The following is a 22,659-nucleotide window of genomic DNA, read 5'->3' as shown; positions in this document are numbered from 1 at the left end:
GGGACTCGACAGGCCATAACCGGCCATAGCGATCACGATGGGGGTGTGTGGGAGGTGTAACGACAGCCTCGGGAGGTCTTCATGGGCGGGGATGCGCACGGTATGACGGGAAATGTGCGTGACGCGCAGCCCCCGCGTCGGGGAGTCGAACCGCACGAGAACGTGCCCGGCAACGTCCTCGTCTCCATCGGCGCGCTGCTTCTCGGCATGCTGCTCGCCGCCCTCGACCAGACCATCGTCTCGACCGCGCTGCCGACCATCGTCAGTGACCTCGGCGGGCTGGAGCATCTGTCCTGGGTCGTGACCGCGTATCTGCTGGCGTCCACCGCGGCGACCCCGCTGTGGGGCAAACTCGGCGACCAGTACGGCCGCAAGCGGCTCTTCCAGATCGCGATCGTCATCTTCCTGGTCGGCTCCGCGCTGTGCGGCGTGGCCCAGGACATGGCTCAGCTCATCGCCTTCCGGGCCGTGCAGGGCCTCGGCGGCGGCGGGCTCATGGTGCTGTCCATGGCGATCGTCGGCGACATCGTCCCGCCGCGTGAACGGGGCCGGTACCAAGGGCTGTTCGGCGCGGTGTTCGGGGCGAGCAGTGTGCTCGGGCCGCTGCTCGGCGGGGTCTTCACGGAGCATCTGAGCTGGCGGTGGGTGTTCTACGTCAACCTTCCCGTCGGGATCGTCGCGCTCGCCGTCATCGCCGCCGTCCTGCGGATTCCGCGCAGGTCGACGGCGCATGTCATCGACTACCTCGGTACGTTCCTCATCGCGTCCGTCGCCACCTGCCTGGTGCTGGTGGCCTCCCTCGGCGGGACGACGTGGGACTGGTGGTCGGTGCAGATCGTCGGGCTGGTCCTGCTCGGGGCCGTGCTCACGGTCGGGTTCGTCGCCGTGGAGCGCACGGCCGCCGAACCCGTGCTGCCGCTGAAGCTCTTCCGGGTGCGGACGTTCACGCTGTCCGCGGTCATCAGCTTCATCGTCGGGTTCGCCATGTTCGGCGCGATGACCTATCTGCCGACGTTCCTCCAGGTCGTGCAGGGTGTCAGTCCGACCATGTCCGGTGTGCACATGCTGCCCATGGTCGTCGGCATGCTGCTGTCGTCCACCGCGTCCGGGCAGATCGTCAGCCGCACCGGGCGCTGGAAGGTGTTCCCGCTGGCCGGGACCGCCGTCACCACGATCGGGCTGCTGCTGCTCCATCAGCTGGACAGGGACAGCTCCACCGCTGAGATGAGCGTGTTCTTCTTCGTCTTCGGGCTGGGGCTCGGCCTCGTCATGCAGGTGCTGGTGCTGATCGTGCAGAACGCCGTGTCGTACGAGGATCTCGGCGTCGCCACCTCCGGGGCGACCTTCTTCCGGTCGATCGGGGCCTCGTTCGGCGTCGCCATTTTCGGCACGGTCTTCGCGGGGCGGCTCGACGACGAGCTGGTCGAGGCGTTCCAAGGGGTTCCGCTTCCGCCCGGAGTCTCCCTGGACGGGCTCGAAGCCGACCCGCGGGGCATCGCGGAGCTGCCGGGAGCGTTGCGGTCGGGGGCCCTGGAGGCGTACGCGTCCGCCATCACCGACGTCTTCCTGTACGCCGCGCCGGTCGCGCTGCTCGGGTTCGTGCTGGCCTGGTTCCTGCGGGAGGACCCGCTGCGGGGGTCGGTGCGGGCGCCCGACCTGTCCGAGACGCTCGCCAGCAATCCGGTGGAGCGGTCGTCGTACGACGAGGTGTGCCGGGCGTTGTCGGTTCTCGGGACGCGCGAGGGGCGGCGGGAGGTGTACCGGGAGATCACCGAGAAGGCCGGGTACGACCTGTTGCCGGCGGCCGGGTGGCTGCTGCTGCGGATCAAGAAGTACGGCTGGGTGGAGCCGGCGTTGCTCGCCGAGCGCAGTGTCGTGCCGCTGCCGGTCGTCCTGGAGGCGGCTCGGCAGGTCGAGGAGCGGGGGCTGGCCGTGCGTGAGGGGCTCGATCTCGTGCTGACCGGGCGGGGGCGGGAGGTTGCCGGGCGGTTGGCTCGGGCGCGGGAGGAGTCGTTGGCCGCGTTGCTGGGGGACTGGTGGGGGCCGGATCGGCCCACTGATCTGATTCAGCTGGTGAGGGAGCTGAACGAGGAGCTGTGCGGGTCGGATCGGGAGCAGCCGCGTGGTGGGGCGGGAGCGGGGGCGGGGGGTGTGCGTTGATGCCTGCGGCGCCTGTGCGGGGGCGTGGGGGTGGGCGTGGTGTCTGCGGGTGGTGGGGGTGTGCGATGGCTGCGGCGCCTGTGCCTTGATGCCTGCGGTGCCTGTGCGGGTTCGGTGGGGGTGCGCGTCGCGCCTGCGGGTGGTGGGTGGGGGGGGGCCGTGCCGGGGGGTGTCCGTCCTCGGACCGGCGGTTGGGGGCGTGTGAGAAGTGCTGTTTCTTGACGCCGGTCACTGCGGGCGGGCACCCCCCGGCACGGCCCCTTACCGCCGTCGGCGGCCGCGGGGCCGGTGGGGGTACGCGTTGCGGCGGCGCCTGGGCCCTCGGCAGTGGGGGGCTGGTGTCAGTGCAGGGGCTTGCTGAACCAGTGGTCGGCGTAGAGGTCGTTGTTGTGCGGGGGTGTTTCCTCGTAGCCGAGGCGGGTGTACAGGGTGCGGGCTTCCACCAGGTCGTGGCGGGTGTCCAGGACCATGCGGGTGGCGCCGAGCGCACGGGCCGTGTCCTCGGCGGCGTGTACGAGGTGGGGGCCGCCGCCCTTGCCGCGCATCGCCTCGTGGACGAACACCCGCTTCAGTTCGGCGGTTTCCGGGTCCAGCAGGTGGACGCCGGCCGTGCCGGCCGGCTCGCCGGAGTATCTGGCCACCAGCAACTCGCCCTTGGGCGGACGGAGTTCGTCCCAGGACGGGGCGGCTATCTCGCGCTCCAGTTCGGCCGGGTCGGTGCGGTGGCCCTCGTGCAGGAGGTAGTAGCGGTCGCTGACCTCCGTGTAGTACGCCCGCCAGAGTGCGGTGGCGGCGGGGGAGTCGGGGAGTTCCGCGGTGATGGTCCAGGTCATGGGCGACATTCTCGGAGCGCGGGCCACCGGGTGTGCAAGCGGATATCGGTGGCCTCGTCGGTGGGCTGTTTGGGAGGCGCCTTCGCGGCAACCCGGCCCATATGTCCACAGGTGTGATCGTTTTGATCGTGATCGCGGCGGTCGTCGTCGTTCTCGGCGTGGCCGCCCTGGCCCTGCGCGCTCGCGGCGCGCAGGGCAACGGAGGTCTGAAGCGGCGCTTCGGGCCCGAATACGAGCGGGCCGTGGCCCGGCACGACGGCGACACCAAGGCCGCCGAGCGGGAACTCGCCCAGCTGGTGGAGCGGCACGGCAGGCTGCGGGAGCGTCCGCTGGAGCCGGCCGAGCTGGAGCGCTTCGAGGCCCGCTGGACGGCGGCCCAGGAGCACTTCGTCGACTCGCCGAGGGAAGCCGTCGGTGAGGCGGACCGGCTGCTCGCGGAGCTGGCGCAGGCGCGGGGTTTCCCGGACGGCGCGCAGTACGAGGAGCAGCTCGCCGCGCTGTCCGTGCACCACGCCCACCATGTGCAGGGCTACCGGCGGGTGCACCGTGTCGCCCACACCCGCGTCGGCGACGGACGTGACGGCGCGGGGCAGAGCACGGAGGAGATGCGCGAGGCCATGATCGAGGCCCGGGCCCTGTTCGAGGACCTGACGGGCCCGGTGGACCGCGGGGCGTCCCACCATTCCCGCCGGGACACCGGCGAGCGGACGCACGCTAGCAGCAACGGCCACCGCGGCCATCTGCCGTGGACGTTCACCCGTCACGCCAAGGGGAGTTGAGTGACATGGCGGATGCGATGACCGGCAAGGGCGCGGAGCGTGATCCGATAGCGCCCACCACCACGGGCGCGGAGCGGGACGAGGGCACGCGGGTGCGTGGCACGACGCGGGGCGGTGTCACCGCGAAGGCCGGGCGCGAGGCCACCCCGCTCTTCCCGCACGAGGAGTCCGACAAGTTCGAGCTGCGGCTGCACCATGCGGTCTCCGGATTCGTCGACGGCCCCCGGGCCGCCGTCGAGGAGGCCGACCGCGTCCTGGAGGAGCTGACCGCCCGATTCACCGAGGCGGTGACACAGCGCCGCCGGACCCTGCGCGGGGCCTGGCAGTCCGCGGACCGGGCCGAGGGCGGGCCCGAGTCGTCCACCGACACCGAGCAGCTGCGTCTCGCCCTGCGCGACTACCGTGAACTGGCGGAACGGCTGCTACACGTCTGAGCCGTCCGCCCGCGGACCTTTCGCCGCCGTCCGGCGCTCCCGCCACTCGCGTACGACCTCGTCGACGTCGTACGGCTTGCGGCCCAGGGGAGGGCCGGGCGGCGGCTTCAGCAGCATGTCGCGGATCTTGACGTTCACATCCGAGATGATCTTCCGGACCATCCGCTCCGACGGGGCCGCGTAGGCCGCCGTCAGCGCGTCCTCCGCCTCCTTGCGCAGGGCCAGGGCCGGGGGCAGGACCGACAGGCCCTCGCGGGCCATCTTGCGCTTGACCCACCACAGTTCGTCGTACGGGGCTTCCAGGTCGGTCGGCAGGGGCCGCCCGGCGCCGGGCAGCCGGTCGAAGTCGCCGCGCTCCTGCGCGTCGTGGATCTGCTTGTCCACCCAGGACTCGAACGGAACGCCGGGGGGCTTTCGCTCGGTCATGAGTTCATTGTGCCGGACGCGGTGGTGCCGGGCGATTTATCATGCGGCGTCGGCGGCCAAGACGACCGTCGTACAAGGACGTTTCAGAAGGAGCGCACGTGCTCGAACTCACCATGGCCGCCGTGTCCGCGGCGGACGAGGGTGCCACGGCCGGCATGCTCATGGCCGACGCGCCCAGCGAGCCGGGTGCTCTGCTGCGGGTGGGCCGCGACAAGTCGGTGTGCCGGCTGGTGACGCCGGACGACTGGCTGTTCGTCTCCCGCGTCCACCTGGAGTTCCTGTGCGGTCCGGACGGCGGCTGGCAGGTGTCCTGGCTGCGCGGCTCGCAGCCCGACCCGTCCTCCGAGGTGCGGCTGACGGTGGGGCAGTACACCCAGCCGATCGCGTACGGCGGGACGGTGCCGCTGCCGAGGGGCGGCAGCGGCGAGATCGTCATCCAGGACCGCACCGCACCCCGCAGCGTCAACGTCGGCTTCTACCACGAGGCCTGATCGCCCCGGGTCACAGCACGCGGGCCAGCGCGAAGCCGTCGTAGCCCTTGCCGCCCACCGTCTGGATCGCCGTGCCGCTCAACCTCGGGTGGCTGCCGATCAGTTCGATGGCGGCTCGGGTGCCCCGGATGTCCGGCGCGTCGCTGTCGGCGTCGACGACCCGGCCACCGCGTACCACGTTGTCCACGATGATCAGGCTGCCGGTGCTCGTGAGCCTGACGGCCCAGTCGACGTAGTGCGGGTTGTTGGCCTTGTCGGCGTCGATGAAGACCAGGTCGAAGGGGGCGGGGTTCTCGTCGGCCAGTTTGGGCAGCAGGTCCAGGGCCGCGCCCACCCGCACCTCGACGACCTTGTCCAGGCCCGCCCGCGCGATGTTGCGGGCGGCGACCTCGGCGTGTTTCGGGCTGTACTCCAGCGAGATCAGCCGGCCGTCGGCGGGCAGGGCGCGGGCCAGCCAGATGGTGCTGTAGCCGCCGAGGGTGCCGATCTCCAGGATGGTCCGGGCGCCCTGGATCTCGGCGAGAAGCTGCAGGAGCTTGCCCTGGGGGCGGCTGACGGCGATCGACGGGAGCCCGGCCGCCTCGCTGTCCCGCAGGGTGGCCTGGAGTACGTCGTCGTCCGGTGAGAGGTGGGCGGAGAAGTACTCGTCGACGTCGTCCCAGAGCTGCGACTCGCTCATCGCCTTACCTTTCGTATGGCTAGTTAGAATTCCTAACTAGATGCGCTAACGAATATAGTCGCGTGCCCCGTTCCCTGTCAGGGGATTCCGGTACCCCGGCGAGGATTCCAGGATGGTCGATTCAGCCGATCGGCGCAGAGCGCTGCGCCGACGCCGTGCCCGCCCGTCAGGGTCGTCCGGCCGAGGAGGAGTGGACGACAGGTGAAGCGGAGGTTGCCTGCGTCCCTCCCGATGGTGGCGGGAGCCGCATAGGCTTCGTGAAGATTCCTTACTCGTGGGACCGGGACGAACGGGGCGGGAGGCCGACAAGGCGTGGCGAAGGCGGATCACGGTGGACGACCGGCGGAGGCACTGGGAGCGACGGCCGTCGGCACGGTCCAGGCGCGTCTGCGCGCGACACGGCTCGCTCTGTGGCTGGTCGTCGCGCTTCTCGCGGCCCGGCAGGTGGCGGTCGTCCTCGCCACACCGCGCGGCGAGCGCCTGACCGACCTGGAGACGTGGGTCGGCCCCGACGGCGTCCTGCACGTGAAGGGTTCGCTCTACGATTCCACCCGGTTCACCGGCACACCGTTCGGCGGACTCGTCCTCAAACCCCTCACCCGCGCCGCCGAGCAGGCCCTCGGCCTGGGCTGGACCTTCGGGACCCTGCTGCTCGTCGTCGCCCTCGGCCTGGCCGCCGCCCGCGCCCTGCCCCAGCCGGTGAGCAGACGGGCCTCCCTGCTCGCCGCGCCCGTCGCCGTCAGCCTGCTCATGCTGTCGCTGCCGGTGCGCAACACCCTCTACCTCGGCCAGACCAGCATCATCCCGGTCCTGCTCGTCCTGCTCGGCTGCTTCGCCGTCCGCGGCGAACGCGCCAGCGGCGTGCTCATCGGCCTCGCGGCCGCGCTCCAGCCGACCCTGCTGCTGTTCACCCCGCTGCTGTGGTTCACCGGCCGCCGCCGGGCCGCGCTGTCCACGGGGGCCACGTTCGCCGCGAGCACCGCGGTCGCGGCGGTGGCGATGCCGCACGACTCGTACACCTACTGGGTGCATCACCTGGCCGGCGTCGGCCTCGGCGGACGCGCCGACGACCTCGGCAACCAGTCGCTGCACGGCGCCCTGCTGCGGCTGGGGCTCACCGGCCCCCTGGAGATCGCCCTCTTCCTGGCCCTGGGCGCCGCCGTCGCCGTCCTCGCGGTGCGCCGCGCCGTGCGCTACGCCCACGACGGCCAGCTCCTGCTCGCCGTGGCGATCACCGGCTGTGCCGCCATAGTGGTCTCCCCGACCGCCTGGCAGCACCAGCTGCTGTGGGTGCTGCTCGCGGTCGTCGGCCAGGTCGGCAGGCGGGCCTGCGACCGGTACGTATGGCCGGTCGCCGTCGTGCTGGTGATGACGCTGCCCGCGAGGACGATGGTGCCGGACAAGGTGCTCCTGCACCCCCTGCGCGCCGACCTGATCCTCCTGGCCGCGCTCGCCACGGCCGCCGTCGTCCCGTTCCTGTCGCGCACCTCCCCGTACTGGCAGACGCCGATCCCCACGCGGTACGCGGACAAGGTCCCCTCCCGCTTCCGGCACATCCCGTTGGTGCCGTTCCTGCGCCGGGTGGTCAGCCGCCCGAACCTGTTCTTCGAGCTGCTGCTGATCCGGGTCACCTACTACGCCTACGCCCAGATCCGCCTCGCCGCGGCCGGCGGCTCCCACTCGGCCGGGCGGGCCACCGCCGAGGAGCACGGCGAGGAGATCCACTCGATCGAGCGCGCCCTGCGCATCGACATCGAGTACTGGGCCAACCACGCCATCGTGAAGGCCGACTGGCTGCGTGACTTCTTCGACTTCTACTACGAGTCGTTCCACTTCGGCGTACCGCTCGCCGTGCTCGGCGTCCTGTACTGGCGACGCCCCGTCGACTACCGCTGGGCCCGCACCGCCATCGGTTTCGCCACCGTCTTCGCCCTGGTCGGGTTCTGGCTCTACCCGCTCGCCCCGCCCCGCCTGATGCCCGGCCTCGGCTTCATCGACACGGTCCACGGCCCGCAGGACTTCTCCCGGCCGGACTACGGCACCCTCACCGAGCTCACCAACCAGTACGCGGCGATGCCGTCCCTGCACTTCGGCTGGTCCCTGTGGTGCGGCCTGGTGATCCTGATCCTCGCCCCCCGGTGGTGGATGAAGGCCCTGGGCCTGCTGCACCCGCTCCTCACGGTCACCGCGATCGTCGTCACCGCCAACCACTGGGTGCTGGACGCGGTCGGCGGCGCGCTGGTCGTCGGCGCCGGCTTCGCGGTGACGTACCTGTTCCAGGGTCCGCGCGCCGGGGCGGGGACGGCGCGGGCGGCACAGGTCAGCAGCGACCGCCCGGCCCCGGTGAGAGACCGTACTCCGAGCTGATCCGGTACGCGCCGGGGGCGGTGACGGTGAGCCGGGTGAACTCGCCCTGCCGGGCGAGACAGCCGCCGCCGTCGGCGCGCAGCCAGGGCGAGTAGGCCACCCGCACGGTCACGCTGCCGGCCCGGGGCATCCGTACGACGACGTCGGCGCTGGACGTCGACACGACACGGGCGGGTTCGGTCACGAGCGGGACCGCGTCGCGCACCCGGTACACCCGCCAGTGCTCGTCCTGCCACACCGGCTCCAGCCAGTCGGGCCGGTCCTCACGTATGAGCCGCGCCTCGACCTTGGCGTACCCGTCGGGCCTGCCCAGGGGCAGCACGACGAAGCCGACGGCCCAGCGGTCCAGCCACGCCCGGTAGGTGGTGGCCGAGAACGAGCCGTCGTAGAACAACCGGGCGCGCTCCATGTCGAGTTGGCGGTTCCAGCCGCGGGCCATGTTGATGTGCGGAGCGAGTCCGCTGGCCTCGCGGTGGTTGCGGGCCGGAACCACCTCGACGCGGGTGCGGTCGGCTCCCAGGCGGTCGAGGGCGCGGACCACTGACTCGGTCTCGGCGGCCCAGCCGGGCACGACGGTGGAGACGTAGAGGTCGTCGGCGGTCTTCTTGCCGACCCAGCCGATGGAGAACACGAGGGCGAAGACGAGCAGCTTGCGGCGCCACCCCGCCAGATCGGGGCGGACCAGCAGCACGGCGAGCAGGGCGGCGGGCCCGAACAGTTCGGCGAAACGCTCGACGTTCGTGCCGATGGGAGACGCGATCAGATACGTCAGGACGGTCCCGGCGGCGTAGACGACGCCGCTCCAGCGGGCGACGCGCCAGGTGCGGGGAGCGAAGGCGGTGACGGCGAGACCGAGGAAGAAGGGCGGCCAGATGCGGTCCATGAACATCAACTGCTCGCCCTTGAAGGGGAAGAGCAGCGTGGTCACCCCCACGGTGACCGCGGGCGGCACGAGCAGGGCGAGGGCGCGGGCGAGGTCGCGGGTGAGGAGGTGGGCGGCGCCCACGACCACCACGAACAGTCCCGCCACGGGGCTGGCCATGGTCGCCAGGGCGGCGTAGGCGGCGGCGAGGACGATCCGCCGCTCACGGGTGAGCAGCAGGCAGGCGGCGAGTCCGAAGGCGACGCCGAGCGCGAACGTGGTGCGGCCGGAGGCCACGTTGCACCACAGGGCGAAGGACGCGAGCAGGGCCGGTCCGAGGGGCCTGCGCAGGTTCTCGACGCGGGTGAGGAGCACGGCCGCGAGCCAGGTGGCGGCGACGCCGGACACGACGGTGACGGTGCGGACACCGAGGACGGCCATCAAGTACGGGGATATGAGGCTGTAGTTGGCGGTGTGCGTGCCGCCGTACCAGAAGAGGTTGTACGCCGAGTCCCCGTGCCGCTCGGCGAACCCGGCCCAGGCCTCCTGCGCGGCCAGGTCGCCGCCGCCCGTGCCGAGGAACAGGGCCCAGAGCGCGTAGAGCGGGAGAGCGGGGAGCGTGGCCAGCAGCGGGATCCGATGCCGGGTCCACAGGGTGCGCGGGGGCCACTTTCGGGCAGGAGGCGCCGGCTGTGGGACGTCCGGGCTCGTGCGGGTGCTGGTGAGTTCGGCTGGGGCCACGTGATCGAAGACGTGGAATGCGGCCGGGACGTTGACTCGGGGCACGAAGAGGGCCGGCCACCGGCGGCTCCTGGACCCCGGCGGGGCCGGTCCTCACGACCGGTCCCGCCGGGTGTACCGTCCTGGTCGCCCAGCGTCGGTCACAGCCGCTGGATGATCGTCCCGGTGGCCAGCCCGCCCCCCGCGCACATCGTGATCAGCGCGAACTCCTTGTCCGTCCGCTCCAGTTCGTGAAGCGCCGTGGTGATCAGCCGGGCCCCGGTGGCGCCCACCGGGTGGCCGAGCGCGATCGCGCCGCCGTTGACGTTGACCTTCTCCAGGTCCTGCTCGAAGACCTGGGCCCAGCTCAGCACGACGGAGGCGAACGCCTCGTTGATCTCGACGATGTCGATGTCCTTCAGGGACATCCCCGCCTTGCCCAGCACGGCCTTCGTCGCGTCGATCGGGCCGTCGAGATGGAAGTGCGGGTCGGCGCCCACCAGCGCCTGGGCCACGATCCGGGCCCGGGGGCGCAGTTTCAGGGCGCGCGCCATCCGTTTCGACGCCCACATGATCGTCGCCGCGCCGTCGCTGATCTGCGAGGAGTTGCCCGCCGTGTGGACGGCCGCCGGCATGACGGGCTTGAGCCCGGCCAGCGCCTCCATGGACGTGTCGCGCAGGCCCTCGTCCCTGTCGACGAGCCGCCACATGCCCTGCCCGGCGCGCTGCTCGTCCTCGGTCGTCGGGACCTGGACGGCGAACGTCTCCCGCTTGAAGCGCTCCTCCGCCCAGGCGACGGCGGCCCGTTCCTGGGAGAGCAGCCCCAGCGAGTCGACGTCCTCCCGCGTCAGGCCCCGGTGGCGGGCGATGCGCTCCGCCGCCTCGAACTGGTTGGGCAGGTCGACGTTCCACTCGTCGGGGAAGGGCTTGCCGGGCCCGTGCTTGGACCCCGATCCCAGCGGCACCCGGGACATCGCCTCGACACCGCAGCTGATGCCCACGTCGATGACGCCCGCCGCGATCATGTTGGCCGTCATGTGCGACGCCTGCTGCGAGGATCCGCACTGGCAGTCGACCGTCGTCGCCGCCGTCTCGTACGGCAGCCCCATGGTCAGCCAGGCCGTGCGTGCGGGGTTCATGGACTGCTCGCCGGCGTGGGTCACCGTGCCGCCGACGATCTGCTCGACGCAGTCGGCGGGGATGCCCGTACGGCCCAGGAGTTCGCGGTAGGTCTCGCCCAGGAGATAGGCGGGGTGCAGGTTGGCGAGCGCGCCGCCGCGCTTGCCGATCGGGGTGCGCACAGCTTCGACGATCACGGGTTCGGCAGCCATGGGTGCGGATCCTCTCCGAGGGCTCTGCGGAACTAGTACGCGTTCTAGTTCTGTGTTGCAGTGTGCTGACGGAGGTTCAGCCACGGCAAGGGGCGTGCGGGCAATTGGGGCGCCCATGGCTCTTGCCAGTTGTAGAACCCGTTACTACCGTCACGACGACCTCCTTTGCTGATGGACCGTCAGGAGCTGCCCATGCCCTGTCCAGCGCTTCCCGACGGGTTCGACTTCACCGACCCCGATGTGCTGCACCACCGCGTTCCTCTGCCGGAGTTCGCCGAGCTGCGCCGCGCCGAACCGGTCTGCTGGATCCCGCAGGCGGGCAACGTGGCCGGGTTCCAGGACGAGGGTTACTGGGCCGTGACCCGGCACGCGGACGTCAAGTACGTCTCGACGCACCCGGAGTTGTTCTCGTCCACCCTCAACACCGCGATCATCCGCTTCAACGAGCACATCGAGCGCGATGCCATCGACGCCCAGCGGCTGATCCTGCTGAACATGGACCCGCCCGAGCACACTCGGGTCCGCCAGATCGTCCAGCGCGTCTTCACCCCGCGTGCCATCCGCGCCCTGGAAGACCGCCTGCGGACACGCGCGCTGACGATCGCCGCGAACGCCCGTGACCGCAGCGGCCCCTTCGACTTCGTCACCGAGGTCGCCTGCGAACTGCCCCTCCAGGCCATCGCCGAGCTCATCGGCATCCCGCAGGACGACCGGGCCAAGATCTTCGACTGGTCCAACAAGATGATCGCGTACGACGACCCGGAGTACGCCATCACCGAGGAGGTCGGCCAGGAGTCGGCCACCGAGCTGATCGCGTACGCGATGAACATGGCCGCCGACCGCAAGGAGTGCCCCGCGAAGGACATCGTCACCACACTGGTGGCGGCGGAGGACGAGGGAAGCCTCCGCTCGGACGAGTTCGGGTTCTTCGTGCTGATGCTGGCCGTGGCGGGCAACGAGACCACCCGCAACGCCATCACCCACGGCATGCACGCCTTCCTCACCCACCCCGAGCAGTGGGAGCTGTACAAGAGGGAGCGGCCCGCGACGGCGGCGGAGGAGATCGTCCGCTGGGCGACCCCGGTGGTCTCCTTCCAGCGCACGGCGACCCAGGACACGGAACTGGGCGGCCGGCAGATCAGGAAGGGCGACCGGGTGGGCCTCTTCTACGCCTCGGCCAACCACGACGGCGAGGTCTTCGAGAACCCGGACGGCTTCGACATCATGCGCGACCCCAACCCCCATCTGGGCTTCGGCGGAGGCGGTCCCCACTACTGCCTCGGCAAGTCCCTGGCGGTCCTGGAGATCGACCTGATCTTCAACGCGGTGGCCGACGCGATGCCGGACCTGAAACCCGCCGGCGACCCCCGCCGACTGCGCTCGGCGTGGATCAACGGTGTGAAGGAACTGCGGGTCAGCACCGGCTGACGTGGCCCGACGGGCACATGCGAAGGCGGCGGCCCCGGGGATCGAGGGGCCGCCGCCTTCAGTTCCGGTCGGCAGGGTCGGCTCAGTACCAGCCGTTCGACTGCCAGAAGCTCCAGGCGCCGCACGGGCTGCCGTAGCGGTCCTTCATGTAGTCCAGACCCCACTTGATCTGGGTGGCCGGGTTGGTCTTCCAGTCGGAGCCGGCGGAGGCCATCTTGTTGCCGGGCAGGGCCTGGACGAGGCCGTAGGCGCCGGAGGAGGAGTTGGTGGCGTTCACGTTCCAGTCGCTCTCGTGGTCGACGATCTTCGAGAAGCACTGGTACTGGGCCGAGTCCGAGATCATCTTCTGCGCGATCTTCTGCGCCGAGCCGGTCCCGGTCGTCGCGGCCTGCGCGGGAGCGGCGGCGAACAGCGTGCCGGCGGTGGCGGCGGCCAGGGCGGCACCGGCGATGGCCTTCTTCGGGGCGGAGACGCGGCGGAAGGTGGAGACGACGGACACGGGGAGCCTTTCTTCGGGGACGGGGCGCCGCGGGCATGCCGCAGCCACGCGAGGCGAGGCGGGGGACATGCGTCGGCGCCGCGGCCCTGAGGGCACGTCGGCGCCGTGCGACGTCGTCCAGACAAGCAGGCCGGGAAGGTGTCCGCAATGAGCCCTTTTGCTAGTTGTGGCCGTACGTCGAACCAAGGTCCTTTGTGTGATGCGGCTCTCAATGCGCAGGTGGACGGGCGTTTCGCCGCGTACATGGCATCCGATTTGTCCGACTAAAGAGGGTCGTAGGTGACCTGGGTCATGTGGGGTGGTTCACCGTGCCCGTGACGATCCGCACCCGGCCCTTCACCGAGCGGGAGCGTCGAATGTGACCGGGCTCTCGAAGGCCGCCCGACGCGTGGCCCGGCGCAGCGCCTTCAGGATCGCCGGACCGAGGACGAGGGTGAGGAGCACCGTCACGATCGCCCTGCCCAGGTCCCAGCCGAGCGAGGTGGCCAGGCAGTAAGCGACGAAACGGGCGAGGTTGGCCAGCGGGCCGGCCTGCGGGTCCGGGGAGATGCGCGAACCGTCCGCGGCGAGGAACGGCCAGCCCTGCATGTTCATCACCGTGCCGTAGGCGAAGGCGGCGAGAAAGCCGTAACCGGCCAGCAGGAGCAGCTCGGCGCGGCCGCGGAGGCGGTCCGGGCCCGGCAGCAGCCCCGCGCCCATCGTGAACCAGCCCATCGACAGCATCTGGAACGGCATCCACGGCCCCACCCCGCCCGTGAGCAGGGCGGACGCGAACATCGTCACCGCGCCGAGGACGAAGCCGAAACCGGGGCCGAGGACCCTGCCGCTGAGCAGCATCAGGAAGAACATCGGCTCGACACCGGCCGTGCCCGCGCCGAGGGGACGCAGGGCGGCACCGGTCGCCGCCAGCACGCCCAGCATCGACACGGCCTTCGGGCCCAGTCCGGACTCGGAGACGGTCGCCGCGACGACGGCGACCAGCAGGAGCAGCAGGCCCGTGAACAGCCAGGGGGCGTCCCTGGCGTGGGCGGCGACCTGCGAGGTGGGCGGGGCGAGGAAGGGCCAGCCGAGCGCGGCGACCCCGACCGAGCTGACCAGGACGAGCGCGGCGACGGACCGGGGGCCGAGGCGGATCGGACGGGCCTGCCGCTGGATGCCGCTCATGCCAGGGCCTCCCGCACCTGCGTGACCGTGAGCCATCGCTGCGGGGCCAGGATCTTGGTGACCTGCGGGGCGAACGACGGGGAGGAGACGACGACCTCGGCCGTCGGGCCGTCGGCGATCACCTCGCCCTCGGCGAGCAGGACCACCCGGTGGGCCAGCTCGGCGGCCAGCTCCACGTCATGGGTGGCCAGGACGATGGCGTGCCCTCGGGCGGCGAGGTCGCGCAGCAGCGCGACGAGGCGGGCCTTCGCCGCGTAGTCGAGGCCGCGGGTCGGTTCGTCGAGGAGCAGCAGGGGAGGGCGGGCCGTCAGGACGACGGCCAGGGCGAGGGTGAGCCGCTGGCCCTCGGAGAGGTCGCGAGGGTGGGTGTCGTCGGGGATGCCCGGAAGGAGTTCACGGACGAGGGCCCGGCAGGTGCCGGGCTCGGCTCCCGCGTCGGCGTCGGCGGTCGTGCACTCGGCGGCGACCGTGTCGGCGTACAGCAGGTCACGGGGTTCCTGCGGGACGAGGCCGACGCGGCGCACGAGGTCGCTCGGCGGTGTGCGGTGCGGGGCGGATCCGCCGACGTCCACCTGGCCGGCGGAGGGTTGCACGAGGCCGACCAGGGTGTTGAGCAGGGTGGACTTCCCGGCGCCGTTGCGGCCCATCAAAGCGACGGTCTCACCGGGGGTGACGGTCAGGTCCACCTGGTGCAGGGCCCGGACCTGGCCGCGCGTGACGCAGAGGGCCCGCACCTCGGCTGTGCACGGGGCGGAGGGGACGGGGGTGCGGCTGCGCCTGAACCAGCGGCGGGGAGCGGATGCGCCCGAGCGGTGGGGGACTTCGCAGTGGGGGCGGGCGTGGCGCGCGGGTGGTTGATCGCGCGCTTCCCCCTGCCCCTGGAGGGCGCCGTCGGCGCGCTCACCGAGTCGTTCCCGCAGGGCCGCCGCCCGTCGCCGGGCGTCCCGGACCGTCAGGGGCAGGGGCGACCAGCCCGCCAGCCGGCCGAGGTCCACGACCGGCGGGGACACCGGGGACACGGCCATCACCTCCGCCGGTGTGCCGAGGACCGGGGGTGCGCCGGGGGAGGGGAGGAGGACGACCCGGTCGGCGTACTGCACGACCCGCTCCAGGCGGTGCTCGGCCATCAGGACGGTCGTGCCGAGGTCGTGGACCAGCCGCTGCAGGACGGCGAGGACCTCCTCCGCGGCGGCCGGGTCCAGGGCCGAGGTCGGCTCGTCGAGGACCAGGACATCGGGGTGCGGGGTGAGGACCGAGCCGATCGCGACACGTTGCTGCTGGCCACCGGAGAGGGTGGCGATGGAGCGGGCGCGCAGGTCGGCCAGGCCCAGCAGGTCCAGGGTCTCCTCGACACGGCGGCGCATGACGTCCGCGGCGAGGCCCAGCGACTCCATGCCGTAGGCCAGTTCGTCCTCGACGGTGTCGGTCACGAAGTGGGAGAGCGGGTCCTGCCCCACCGTGCCCACCAGGTCGGCCAGTTCGCGCGGCTTGTGGGTGCGGGTGTCCCGTCCCGCCACCGTGACCCGGCCGCGCAGGGTGCCGCCGGTGAAGTGCGGGACGAGGCCGCTCACCGCATTGAGGACGGTGGACTTGCCGACCCCCGACGGACCGACGAGCAGCACCAGTTCACCTTCCGGAACCTCGAAGTCCAGGCCCTGCACGATGGGTTCGGCGGCACCGTCGTAGGTCACGGAGACGTTCTCGAAGCGGATCACGACGGCTCCTTGCGGACGGGGCTGGGACCGGGGCTGCGGGGTGCGGGGCTGACGAAGGCGGGCAGCAGGCCGAGGAGGACGGCCGCCGCGGGCCACAACGGGAGGGCGGGGGCGACGAGGGGCACCACACCGGGGTTCAGGGCGGCCGGGTCGCGGGCGGCGGCGAGGGTGAGCAGGGCGGCGACGGCCACACCGGACCCGGCGACCAGCCGGGCGCGGACGTCCCAGCGGTCCGGGCGGTAACGGGTGCGCAGGGTACGGCGACCGCCGAGACGAAGCCCCGCGAGGGCGGCGGCGAGCCCGGCCAGCAGCACCGGCAGGCCGTACGTCCCGCCCTCGGCGGTCAGCAGCCCGTACGTTCCGGCGCAGACGCCCAGCAGGCCGCCGAGGGTCAGCGCGGTCGTCGTACGGCGAACGCGGGGCGGGACGTCGGCCGCGCGGCCGTAGCCGCGGGCGTCCATCGCGGCGGCGAGGGCGACCGACCGCTCCAGCGCGCCCTCCAGGACCGGCAGTCCGACGTGCAGAAGGCCGCGCACACCCCGGTCGGGGCGTCCGCGCAGACGCCGGGCGGCACGCAGGCGCTGGACGTCCGCGATGAGGTTCGGGGCGTAGGTGAGCGCCACGACCACCGCGACACCCATCTCGTAGAGGGCGCCGGGGAGGGACTTCAGGAGGCGGGCCGGGTCGGCGAGCGCGTTCGCCGCGCCCACGCAGATGAGCAGGGCGGCCAGCCGCAGCCCGCTGTAGAGGGCGAACAGGAGGGTCTCGGCGGTGACCTTCCCGCCCAGGCGGATCCCCTGGGCCCAGCCGGGCAGGGGAAGTTCGGGCAGGTCGACGATCACATGGGTGCCGGGGACGGGGGAGCCGAGGGCCACGGCGAAGAAGAGACGGATGAGGAGGACGGCGAGGGCGAGCTTGACGAAGCCGCCGTAGGAGCGGGCCCAGGGGGCGTCGGGGCGGCAGGTCGCCACGACATAGGCGGACGTCGCTATCAGGAGGGTGAGCAGGAGCGGGTTGGTGGTGCGGGTGGCCGCGGTCCCGAGAGCCAGAGCCCACAGCCACCAGGCACCGGGGTGCAGCCGTGCCCCGGCCGTCACGGTCGCCGCCGTCGTGCCTGCCAGATCGCTGCCGCTCCCAGGACGGCCACCACGGCGATCCCCGCCACCAGGCCCACCGACGGGCCGCCGTCCGAGCCGGCCTCCCCCTCGGCGGCCGGCTCTCGCGCGGGCGCCGGCCGGTCGGCCGTCCCCGAGACCTGCTCGCCGCAGCCCTTGCGCGGGTAGCCCGCGATCGCGCACAGCAGGGCGTTCGTGTCGTAGCGCAGCGGCTCGGCCACCTCGGCCAGGGCCTCGGCCGTGGTCGCGTCCGGCGCCACCCGTGCGCAGACCGTGCGGCGGGCCGGGGGTGTCTCGCCCGACGGGGCGTCCCGCGGGGTCCCGAAGTCGAGGACCAGGGCGACCCGCTTCATGCCTTCGCGCGCCGGTGTCCGCGCGCAGATCACCTCGAACACGGCGGCGCCCCGAGGCCGCGCCGCGTCCGCGGAGTTCTCGCTCACCGCGAACCGGAGGCCCTGGACGTCACCGTCGGACGGGCGGGCGGCGGCGGGGCCCTGGGTGGCGTAGGTCCAGGTGTCGCCGTCCAGGTCCCAGAAGGACCAGTAGCGGTAACCGGCCGCCTGGGCGGGCTGGGTCACGCCCGCCAGGACGGCGAGCGTGGCCAGCAGGAGGGTCAGAGCGCGGCGGACCACGGTCACTTGCCCTTGTTGCGGCCGCTGATCAGGAAGCCGACGCCGATGCCCGCGACCAGGCCGACGCCGATGATCCACCACAGGCTGACGCCGTCCTTGTCGTCCTCCTCCCGCTGCGCGGCCTTCGCCGGCGCCGACGCGTCCGGCGCGGACCGCGGCGCCGGGCCCGTCGCGTTGAGCTGCCGGACGAGGTCCGCGCCGCCGAAGTCCCGCGGGTCGGTGCCGGTCGCGTGGGCGGCGAAGATCAGCTGGGCGTAGGCGGCGGGGCCGCTCTGCCCGGCCCACTTCGCGGAGTTCCGCTGCAGCCAGCGCAGGGGCTCGCGGGCCGCGTCGGCGCCCGATCGCGCGGCGAGCGCGACGACCGCGTCGGCCGTGTTGCCGTAGTCGGGCTGGTCCTTCGCACCGGGCATCGCGGACTTCAGGTACCCGGTCCCGCTCAGGGCGCGGCCGAGGTAGGCGGTGCCGTTGAGGGCCGCGTCGGCGGGGGCCGGGCTCTTACCGCCGAGGCACTTCGGGGCGTCCTCGGCCGCCTTGCCGGGCGTCGTCACGAGGCCCTTGCCGAGCAGGCCCAGCACACCCGCGGCGGTCGCGTCGGCGTTGGCCGCCAGCGCCCCCTTCTTGTCGGGCTGGAACGCGAACGCCCCGGCGTCCTCGCCGCCGCACGGCAAGGACAGCGCCAGCAGGGCGTCGTACGGGGACCTGCCGTCCTTGCGCACCTCGCCGGGCTTCTCGCCGACGGCCGCGAGCGCGCCGATCACCACGGAGGTCGAGTTGGCGTCGCTCGCGCCACCCGGCACGTACCCCCAGCCGCCGTCCTTGTTCTGCACGGACTTCAGCCAGGCCACCGCCTTGCCGGTCGCGGTGCCGTGCCCGCCGAGCGCGGCGAGGGCCTGGACGGCGGCGGCCGTGTTGTTGGTGTCGACGGGGGTCTTGGCCCCGCAGTCCTTCGAGACGTCGGCACGGTAGGGGGCGAACGACCCGTCGGCGCACTGCTGTCCGGTCAGCCAGTCCACGGCCTCGTCGGCCGGCTTCACGCCCACCGTGTCCTGGGCGAGCAGCGCGAGCGACTGCCGCCACACCCCGTCGTACGTCGGGTCGGACGTGCCGTACAGGCCGGCCGGGAGCGCCACGGACGGCGACGCGGACGGGTCGGCGGCGAAGGCGGGCGTGACCGTGCCGATCACGGTGACGGCGGCCAGGACCGCGGCGGTGCGGCGGACGTGCATGATCGGCGAATGCCCTTCCCTCAAGGGGCCGGGCAGCACAGGGAGACCCCGGGCGGCTCGGCTCCGTGTACCTCGACGGTGCCGTGCTCCAGCCGGCTGCCGGTGCACGTGAGCCGGTCACGAATCCGTACGGGGCGATCCGGCTCACCGGCCGGTTCGCGATGGGGGCACCTCCCAGGCCCTCAGGGCACTGGGGGAGGGTCAGCGCCGGATTTGCACCGGCTTCCCCCCGTACGGGTGTGATGACGACGCGGCTACTCTACCGGCCCGTAGGGAAACCGCTGAGGGCAGGCCGGGGGCGCGGATAGGTTCGGGCGCATGGGGATCACGGGGAGGGCCGGACGGCTGCTGGGTTCGGGGCGCGCGTCCGACGTGTACGAGATCGACGAGGCGTGGGTGCTGCGCCGGGACCGGGAGGGCCATGCCGACGGACGCGCCGAGGCCGCGCTGATGGAGCGCCTGCGCGCGCACGGCTACCCGGTGCCCCGGGTGCGGATCGCCGACTGTTCGCGGTCCGACCTGGTCATGGAGCGGCTGTACGGGCCGACGATGCTGGCGGCCTTCGGGGCGGGGCACCTGGACGCGCGCGCGGCCGGGGGGATCCTCGCCCGCCTCCTGCGGCAGCTGCACGCCGTCCCCGGACGGGTGGTCCACCTGGACCTCCACCCGGAGAACGTGATGCTCACCCCCGACGGCCCCTACGTCATCGACTGGTCCGAGGCCGAAGCGGGCGACCCCGGCCTGGACTGGGGCATGTCCGCCCTGATCCTCGCGCAGGCGGCCGCCGCCGACGAGCGGTTGGCCGAGCCTGCCCGCGAGATGCTCGGCGCCCTCCTCGCCGACCCCCGCGACCTCACCGGGGAGGGGGTGGCGCAGGCACGGCGCCGACGTGCCGCCAACCCGACGATGAGCGCGCGGGAGGTCGAGGTGCTCGATGAGGCGGAGGCGGCGGTGCGGTCGTTCATGCCGTGAGCGGGCCCGGGGGCGGGCCGCCGAAGGGCAGGTGGAGGGTGCGGAGGGGAGCAGCCAGGTGGGGTCCGGGGGCCAGACGGTGGGCCAAGTCGACGACGAGGCGTTCGCGGGCCCGCTCGGCGAGCAGCGGTTCCAGGGGTTCCCTGGCATCCGTGGTGCTGCTTGTGCTGCTTCACAACGCCACGTACGTCACCGGATCACTCCCCGCCACCGCCTCCGCCCTCCCCAGCTTCACCAGCCGCCGCAGGTGCGCCTCCGCCTCCGCGATCGCGATGTTCCGTGAGCCGTACGGGATCTGCTCCCAGGGCCGGTTCCACTCCATGCGCTCGGCGAGCTGCCAGGGGGTGAGGGGTTCGCAGAGGAGGGCGCGGAGGTCGGTGAGCCGGGTCTCGTGGTGGGTCAGCAACTCCCGTACCCGGGCGGGCGCGTCGGTGAACGCGTGCTGGTGGGCCGGCAGGACCTCGGCGGGGGCGAGCCGGCCGACGCGTTCGAGGGAGTCGAGGTAGTCGCCGAGGGGGTCCGTGACGGTGGTGTCGTCCGGGTCCTCGTACAGGCCGATGTGCGGGGTGATGCCGGGCAGGAGGTGGTCGCCGGAGAACAGGCGGCCGTGCCCCGGGAGCCGGTCCGGATGGTCTTCCTCCAGGTGCAGGCAGACGTGGCCGGGGGTGTGGCCCGGGGTCCAGATCGCGCGCAGGCGGCGGCCGGGGAGGTCGAGGAGCTCGCCGGGGACGATCTCGCGGTCGGGTGCGGCCGGGGCGAAGGAGGGCAGGGTGCCCGAACGGCGGGCGGTACGCAGCGGTGACACGTGGGCCTCCGGGGCGCCGGCCGCGGTGAGCTTGTCCGCCATGTAGGAGAACCAGCGCTCGGGGCGGGTCGCGCGGGTGCGCCGGACGATCGCCGCGTCCGCCGCGTGCATGGCGATCCAGGCACCGGAGGCCTCGCGGACCGTGCCGGACAGGCCGTGGTGGTCGGGGTGGTGATGGGTGATGACGACACCGTGGATCTCGGCGGGCGCCGTGCCGCAGGCCGCGAGTCCTTCCGCGAGCGTGTCCCAGGAGGCCGGGTCGTCCCAGCCGGTGTCGACGAGCACCGGGCCGCGGTCGGTGTCGACGACGTACACCAGGGTGTGCCCGAGCGGGTTGTCAGGGATGGGTACCTGGACGGACCGGACCCCGCCCCCGTGGTCGTACACCCGCGCCATGGGTTTCCCCCGTCCTGGCTTTACTCCACCTGCCACGGTCCCCTGCGGGCCGCCGCCCGCACGGCCATTGCTCACTATAACTAGAACTGGTATCAGTTCCTGAAACAACGTCAGAAACCTTCGGGACTCACGTAACCCGCTCCAGGCTCCGCAGGAGGCGTCGGCCATGACCGAGCTCGTGGAACACGGACAGCTGTTCATCGGCGGGGAGTTGACCGACCCCCTGGGCAAGGACGTCATCGAGGTGATCTCGCCGCACACCGAAGAGGTCATCGGGCGCGTGCCGCACGCCTCGCCGGCCGACGTCGACCGGGCCGTGGCGGTGGCGCGCAGGGCGTTCGACGAGGGGCCCTGGCCGCGGATGAGCCTCGACGAGCGGATCGCGGTCGTCACCCGCATCAAGGACGCGATAGCCGTACGGCACGAGGAGATCGCCCGTGTGATCTCCTCGGAGAACGGCTCCCCGTACTCCTGGAGCGTCCTCGCCCAGGCGCTCGGCGCGATGATGGTGTGGGACGCGGCGATCACGGTCGCCCGTGACTTCCCGTACGAGCAGCGGCGGGACGGCGTGCTGGGCGGGATCCTCGTACGGCGCGAGCCGGTCGGGGTGGTGGCCGCCGTGGCGCCCTGGAACGTCCCGCAGTTCGTCGCCGCGGCCAAGCTCGCGCCCGCGCTGCTCACCGGCTGCACGGTGGTGCTCAAGCCGTCGCCGGAGTCGCCGCTCGACGCCTACCTCCTGGCCGAGATCACCAGGGAGGCGGGGCTGCCGGAGGGCGTGCTGTCCATCCTCCCGGCGGACCGCGAGGTGAGCGAGTACCTGGTCGGGCACCCCGGGATCGACAAGGTCTCCTTCACCGGCTCGGTCGCGGCCGGCAAGCGGGTCATGGAGGTCGCCGCCCGCAACCTCACCCGCGTGACCCTGGAGCTGGGCGGCAAGTCGGCGGCCGTGGTCCTGCCGGACGCGGACGTCGAGGCGACCGTCGCCGGTGTCGTCCCGGCGGCCTGGATGAACAACGGCCAGGCCTGTGTGGCCCAGACCCGGATCCTGCTCCCGCGCTCCCGCTACGACGAGTTCGCCGAGGCCTTCGCTGCGGCGGCCGGCGCGCTGGTGGTCGGCGACCCGCTGGACCCGGCGACCCAGGTGGGGCCGCTGGTGGCGGAACGGCAGCAGCGCAGGAACCTCGACTACATCCGCATCGGCCAGGAGGAGGGGGCCAAGATCCTGACCGGTGGCGGGCGTCCGCCGGGGCTGGACCGGGGCTGGTACGTGGAGCCGACGCTCTTCGGGGACGTCGACAACTCCATGCGGATCGCACGCGAGGAGATCTTCGGCCCGGTGATCTGCCTGCTGCCCTACGGTGACGAGGCCGAGGCCGTGAAGATCGCGAACGACTCCGAGTACGGCCTCAGCGGCAGCGTCTGGACCGCCGACACCGCACACGGCATCGAGATCGCCCGCCGCGTCCGTACCGGCACGTACTCGGTGAACACCTTCAGTCTGGACATGCTGGGTCCGTTCGGCGGTTACAAGAACTCCGGACTCGGGCGGGAGTTCGGCCCCGAGGGGTACGGCGAGTACCTGGAGCACAAGATGATCCACCTCCCGGCGGGCTGGGAGGGGTAGC

At 72.4% G+C, this 22,659-nt stretch carries 20 protein-coding genes; 8 read left to right on the top strand and 12 right to left on the bottom strand.

Annotation, left to right across the window (positions count from 1 at the left end):
• The first annotated feature begins 81 nt into the window (after window positions 1-81).
• Window positions 82-2,160, top strand: coding sequence for a DHA2 family efflux MFS transporter permease subunit (locus tag ACWCPI_RS05125; RefSeq protein ID WP_451036794.1), 2,079 nt, complete (start codon window positions 82-84; stop codon window positions 2,158-2,160).
• Between the two features lie 341 nt (window positions 2,161-2,501).
• Here the strand turns inward: ACWCPI_RS05125 and ACWCPI_RS05120 are convergent, their stop codons facing one another.
• Complete coding sequence (locus ACWCPI_RS05120; RefSeq protein WP_451036793.1) at window positions 2,502-2,993, bottom strand: GNAT family N-acetyltransferase; 492 nt, start codon at window positions 2,991-2,993, stop codon at window positions 2,502-2,504.
• 101 nt (window positions 2,994-3,094) lie between these two features.
• On the opposite strand from ACWCPI_RS05120, the gene ACWCPI_RS05115 reads away from it, so the two are divergent.
• Both ACWCPI_RS05115 and ACWCPI_RS05110 read left to right on the top strand, forming a co-directional pair.
• Complete coding sequence (locus ACWCPI_RS05115; RefSeq protein ID WP_451036792.1) at window positions 3,095-3,772, top strand: hypothetical protein; 678 nt, start codon at window positions 3,095-3,097, stop codon at window positions 3,770-3,772.
• A 5-nt stretch (window positions 3,773-3,777) separates the two neighbouring features.
• Window positions 3,778-4,206, top strand: coding sequence for a hypothetical protein (locus ACWCPI_RS05110; protein ID WP_451036791.1), 429 nt, complete (start codon window positions 3,778-3,780; stop codon window positions 4,204-4,206).
• On the opposite strand, the gene ACWCPI_RS05105 is transcribed toward ACWCPI_RS05110, so the two are convergent.
• Window positions 4,195-4,632, bottom strand: coding sequence for a DnaJ family domain-containing protein (locus ACWCPI_RS05105; RefSeq protein ID WP_451036790.1), 438 nt, complete (start codon window positions 4,630-4,632; stop codon window positions 4,195-4,197). The genes ACWCPI_RS05110 and ACWCPI_RS05105 overlap by 12 nt on opposite strands.
• Window positions 4,633-4,730: 98 nt before the next feature.
• Between ACWCPI_RS05105 and ACWCPI_RS05100 the strand changes: the two genes are divergently transcribed.
• The gene (locus tag ACWCPI_RS05100; RefSeq protein WP_451036789.1) at window positions 4,731-5,123 is read left to right on the top strand and encodes a hypothetical protein; all 393 of its coding nucleotides are present in this window, start codon (window positions 4,731-4,733) and stop codon (window positions 5,121-5,123) included.
• A gap of 10 nt (window positions 5,124-5,133) precedes the next feature.
• Here the strand turns inward: ACWCPI_RS05100 and ACWCPI_RS05095 are convergent, their stop codons facing one another.
• Complete coding sequence (locus tag ACWCPI_RS05095) at window positions 5,134-5,802, bottom strand: O-methyltransferase (protein WP_451036788.1); 669 nt, start codon at window positions 5,800-5,802, stop codon at window positions 5,134-5,136.
• A 312-nt stretch (window positions 5,803-6,114) separates the two neighbouring features.
• On the opposite strand from ACWCPI_RS05095, the gene ACWCPI_RS05090 reads away from it, so the two are divergent.
• Window positions 6,115-8,169 (top strand): bifunctional glycosyltransferase 87/phosphatase PAP2 family protein, encoded by a 2,055-nt coding sequence (locus tag ACWCPI_RS05090; RefSeq protein WP_451036787.1) that lies wholly within the window; start codon window positions 6,115-6,117, stop codon window positions 8,167-8,169.
• Here the strand turns inward: ACWCPI_RS05090 and ACWCPI_RS05085 are convergent.
• Both ACWCPI_RS05085 and ACWCPI_RS05080 read right to left on the bottom strand, forming a co-directional pair.
• The gene (locus tag ACWCPI_RS05085) at window positions 8,123-9,772 is read right to left on the bottom strand and encodes a hypothetical protein (RefSeq protein ID WP_451036786.1); all 1,650 of its coding nucleotides are present in this window, start codon (window positions 9,770-9,772) and stop codon (window positions 8,123-8,125) included. The two genes, ACWCPI_RS05090 and ACWCPI_RS05085, sit on opposite strands and share 47 nt — an antisense overlap.
• Before the next feature lie 140 nt (window positions 9,773-9,912).
• Complete coding sequence (locus ACWCPI_RS05080) at window positions 9,913-11,082, bottom strand: steroid 3-ketoacyl-CoA thiolase (protein WP_451036785.1); 1,170 nt, start codon at window positions 11,080-11,082, stop codon at window positions 9,913-9,915.
• 192 nt (window positions 11,083-11,274) lie between these two features.
• On the opposite strand from ACWCPI_RS05080, the gene ACWCPI_RS05075 reads away from it, so the two are divergent.
• Window positions 11,275-12,510: a cytochrome P450 gene (locus tag ACWCPI_RS05075; protein WP_451036784.1), complete on the top strand. Its 1,236-nt coding sequence runs from the start codon at window positions 11,275-11,277 to the stop codon at window positions 12,508-12,510.
• Window positions 12,511-12,592: 82 nt separating this feature from the next.
• Here ACWCPI_RS05075 and ACWCPI_RS05070 read toward each other — a convergent pair whose 3' ends face one another.
• The 6 genes from ACWCPI_RS05070 to ACWCPI_RS05045 all read right to left on the bottom strand — a co-directional run bounded on the left by ACWCPI_RS05070 (window position 12,593) and on the right by ACWCPI_RS05045 (window position 18,861).
• Window positions 12,593-13,009, bottom strand: coding sequence for an aggregation-promoting factor C-terminal-like domain-containing protein (locus tag ACWCPI_RS05070; protein ID WP_451036783.1), 417 nt, complete (start codon window positions 13,007-13,009; stop codon window positions 12,593-12,595).
• A 336-nt stretch (window positions 13,010-13,345) separates the two neighbouring features.
• The gene (locus ACWCPI_RS05065; protein WP_451036782.1) at window positions 13,346-14,173 is read right to left on the bottom strand and encodes an ECF transporter S component; all 828 of its coding nucleotides are present in this window, start codon (window positions 14,171-14,173) and stop codon (window positions 13,346-13,348) included.
• Window positions 14,170-15,888, bottom strand: a complete 1,719-nt coding sequence (locus ACWCPI_RS05060) for an ABC transporter ATP-binding protein (protein WP_451036781.1) — start codon at window positions 15,886-15,888, stop codon at window positions 14,170-14,172. The genes ACWCPI_RS05065 and ACWCPI_RS05060 overlap by 4 nt, the downstream gene beginning before the upstream one ends.
• Window positions 15,885-16,985: an energy-coupling factor transporter transmembrane component T gene (locus tag ACWCPI_RS05055; protein WP_451036780.1), complete on the bottom strand. Its 1,101-nt coding sequence runs from the start codon at window positions 16,983-16,985 to the stop codon at window positions 15,885-15,887. Before ACWCPI_RS05055 ends, ACWCPI_RS05060 begins: the two co-directional genes overlap by 4 nt.
• Window positions 16,982-17,635: an SCO2322 family protein gene (locus ACWCPI_RS05050; protein ID WP_451036832.1), complete on the bottom strand. Its 654-nt coding sequence runs from the start codon at window positions 17,633-17,635 to the stop codon at window positions 16,982-16,984. Before ACWCPI_RS05050 ends, ACWCPI_RS05055 begins: the two co-directional genes overlap by 4 nt.
• A gap of 2 nt (window positions 17,636-17,637) precedes the next feature.
• On the bottom strand, window positions 17,638-18,861 hold the full coding sequence (locus ACWCPI_RS05045; protein WP_451036779.1) for a prenyltransferase/squalene oxidase repeat-containing protein: 1,224 nt from the start codon (window positions 18,859-18,861) through the stop codon (window positions 17,638-17,640).
• Between the two features lie 318 nt (window positions 18,862-19,179).
• On the opposite strand from ACWCPI_RS05045, the gene ACWCPI_RS05040 reads away from it, so the two are divergent.
• Window positions 19,180-19,833: a phosphotransferase gene (locus ACWCPI_RS05040; RefSeq protein WP_451036778.1), complete on the top strand. Its 654-nt coding sequence runs from the start codon at window positions 19,180-19,182 to the stop codon at window positions 19,831-19,833.
• Between the two features lie 172 nt (window positions 19,834-20,005).
• On the opposite strand, the gene ACWCPI_RS05035 is transcribed toward ACWCPI_RS05040, so the two are convergent.
• A complete protein-coding gene (locus tag ACWCPI_RS05035) occupies window positions 20,006-21,034 on the bottom strand; it encodes an MBL fold metallo-hydrolase (RefSeq protein ID WP_451036777.1) in 1,029 nt (342 codons plus the stop codon).
• A 166-nt stretch (window positions 21,035-21,200) separates the two neighbouring features.
• Between ACWCPI_RS05035 and ACWCPI_RS05030 the strand changes: the two genes are divergently transcribed.
• Window positions 21,201-22,658 carry an aldehyde dehydrogenase gene (locus ACWCPI_RS05030; protein WP_451036776.1) on the top strand — a complete coding sequence of 486 codons (1,458 nt, stop codon included), beginning with the start codon at window positions 21,201-21,203 and terminating at the stop codon, window positions 22,656-22,658.
• Window position 22,659 lies beyond the last annotated feature (1 nt).

The organism is Streptomyces sp. NPDC001920 (assembly GCF_053594495.1).
The sequence above is the reverse complement of the archived record's forward strand: the minus strand, read 5'-3'. Positions and strand labels throughout refer to the sequence as shown.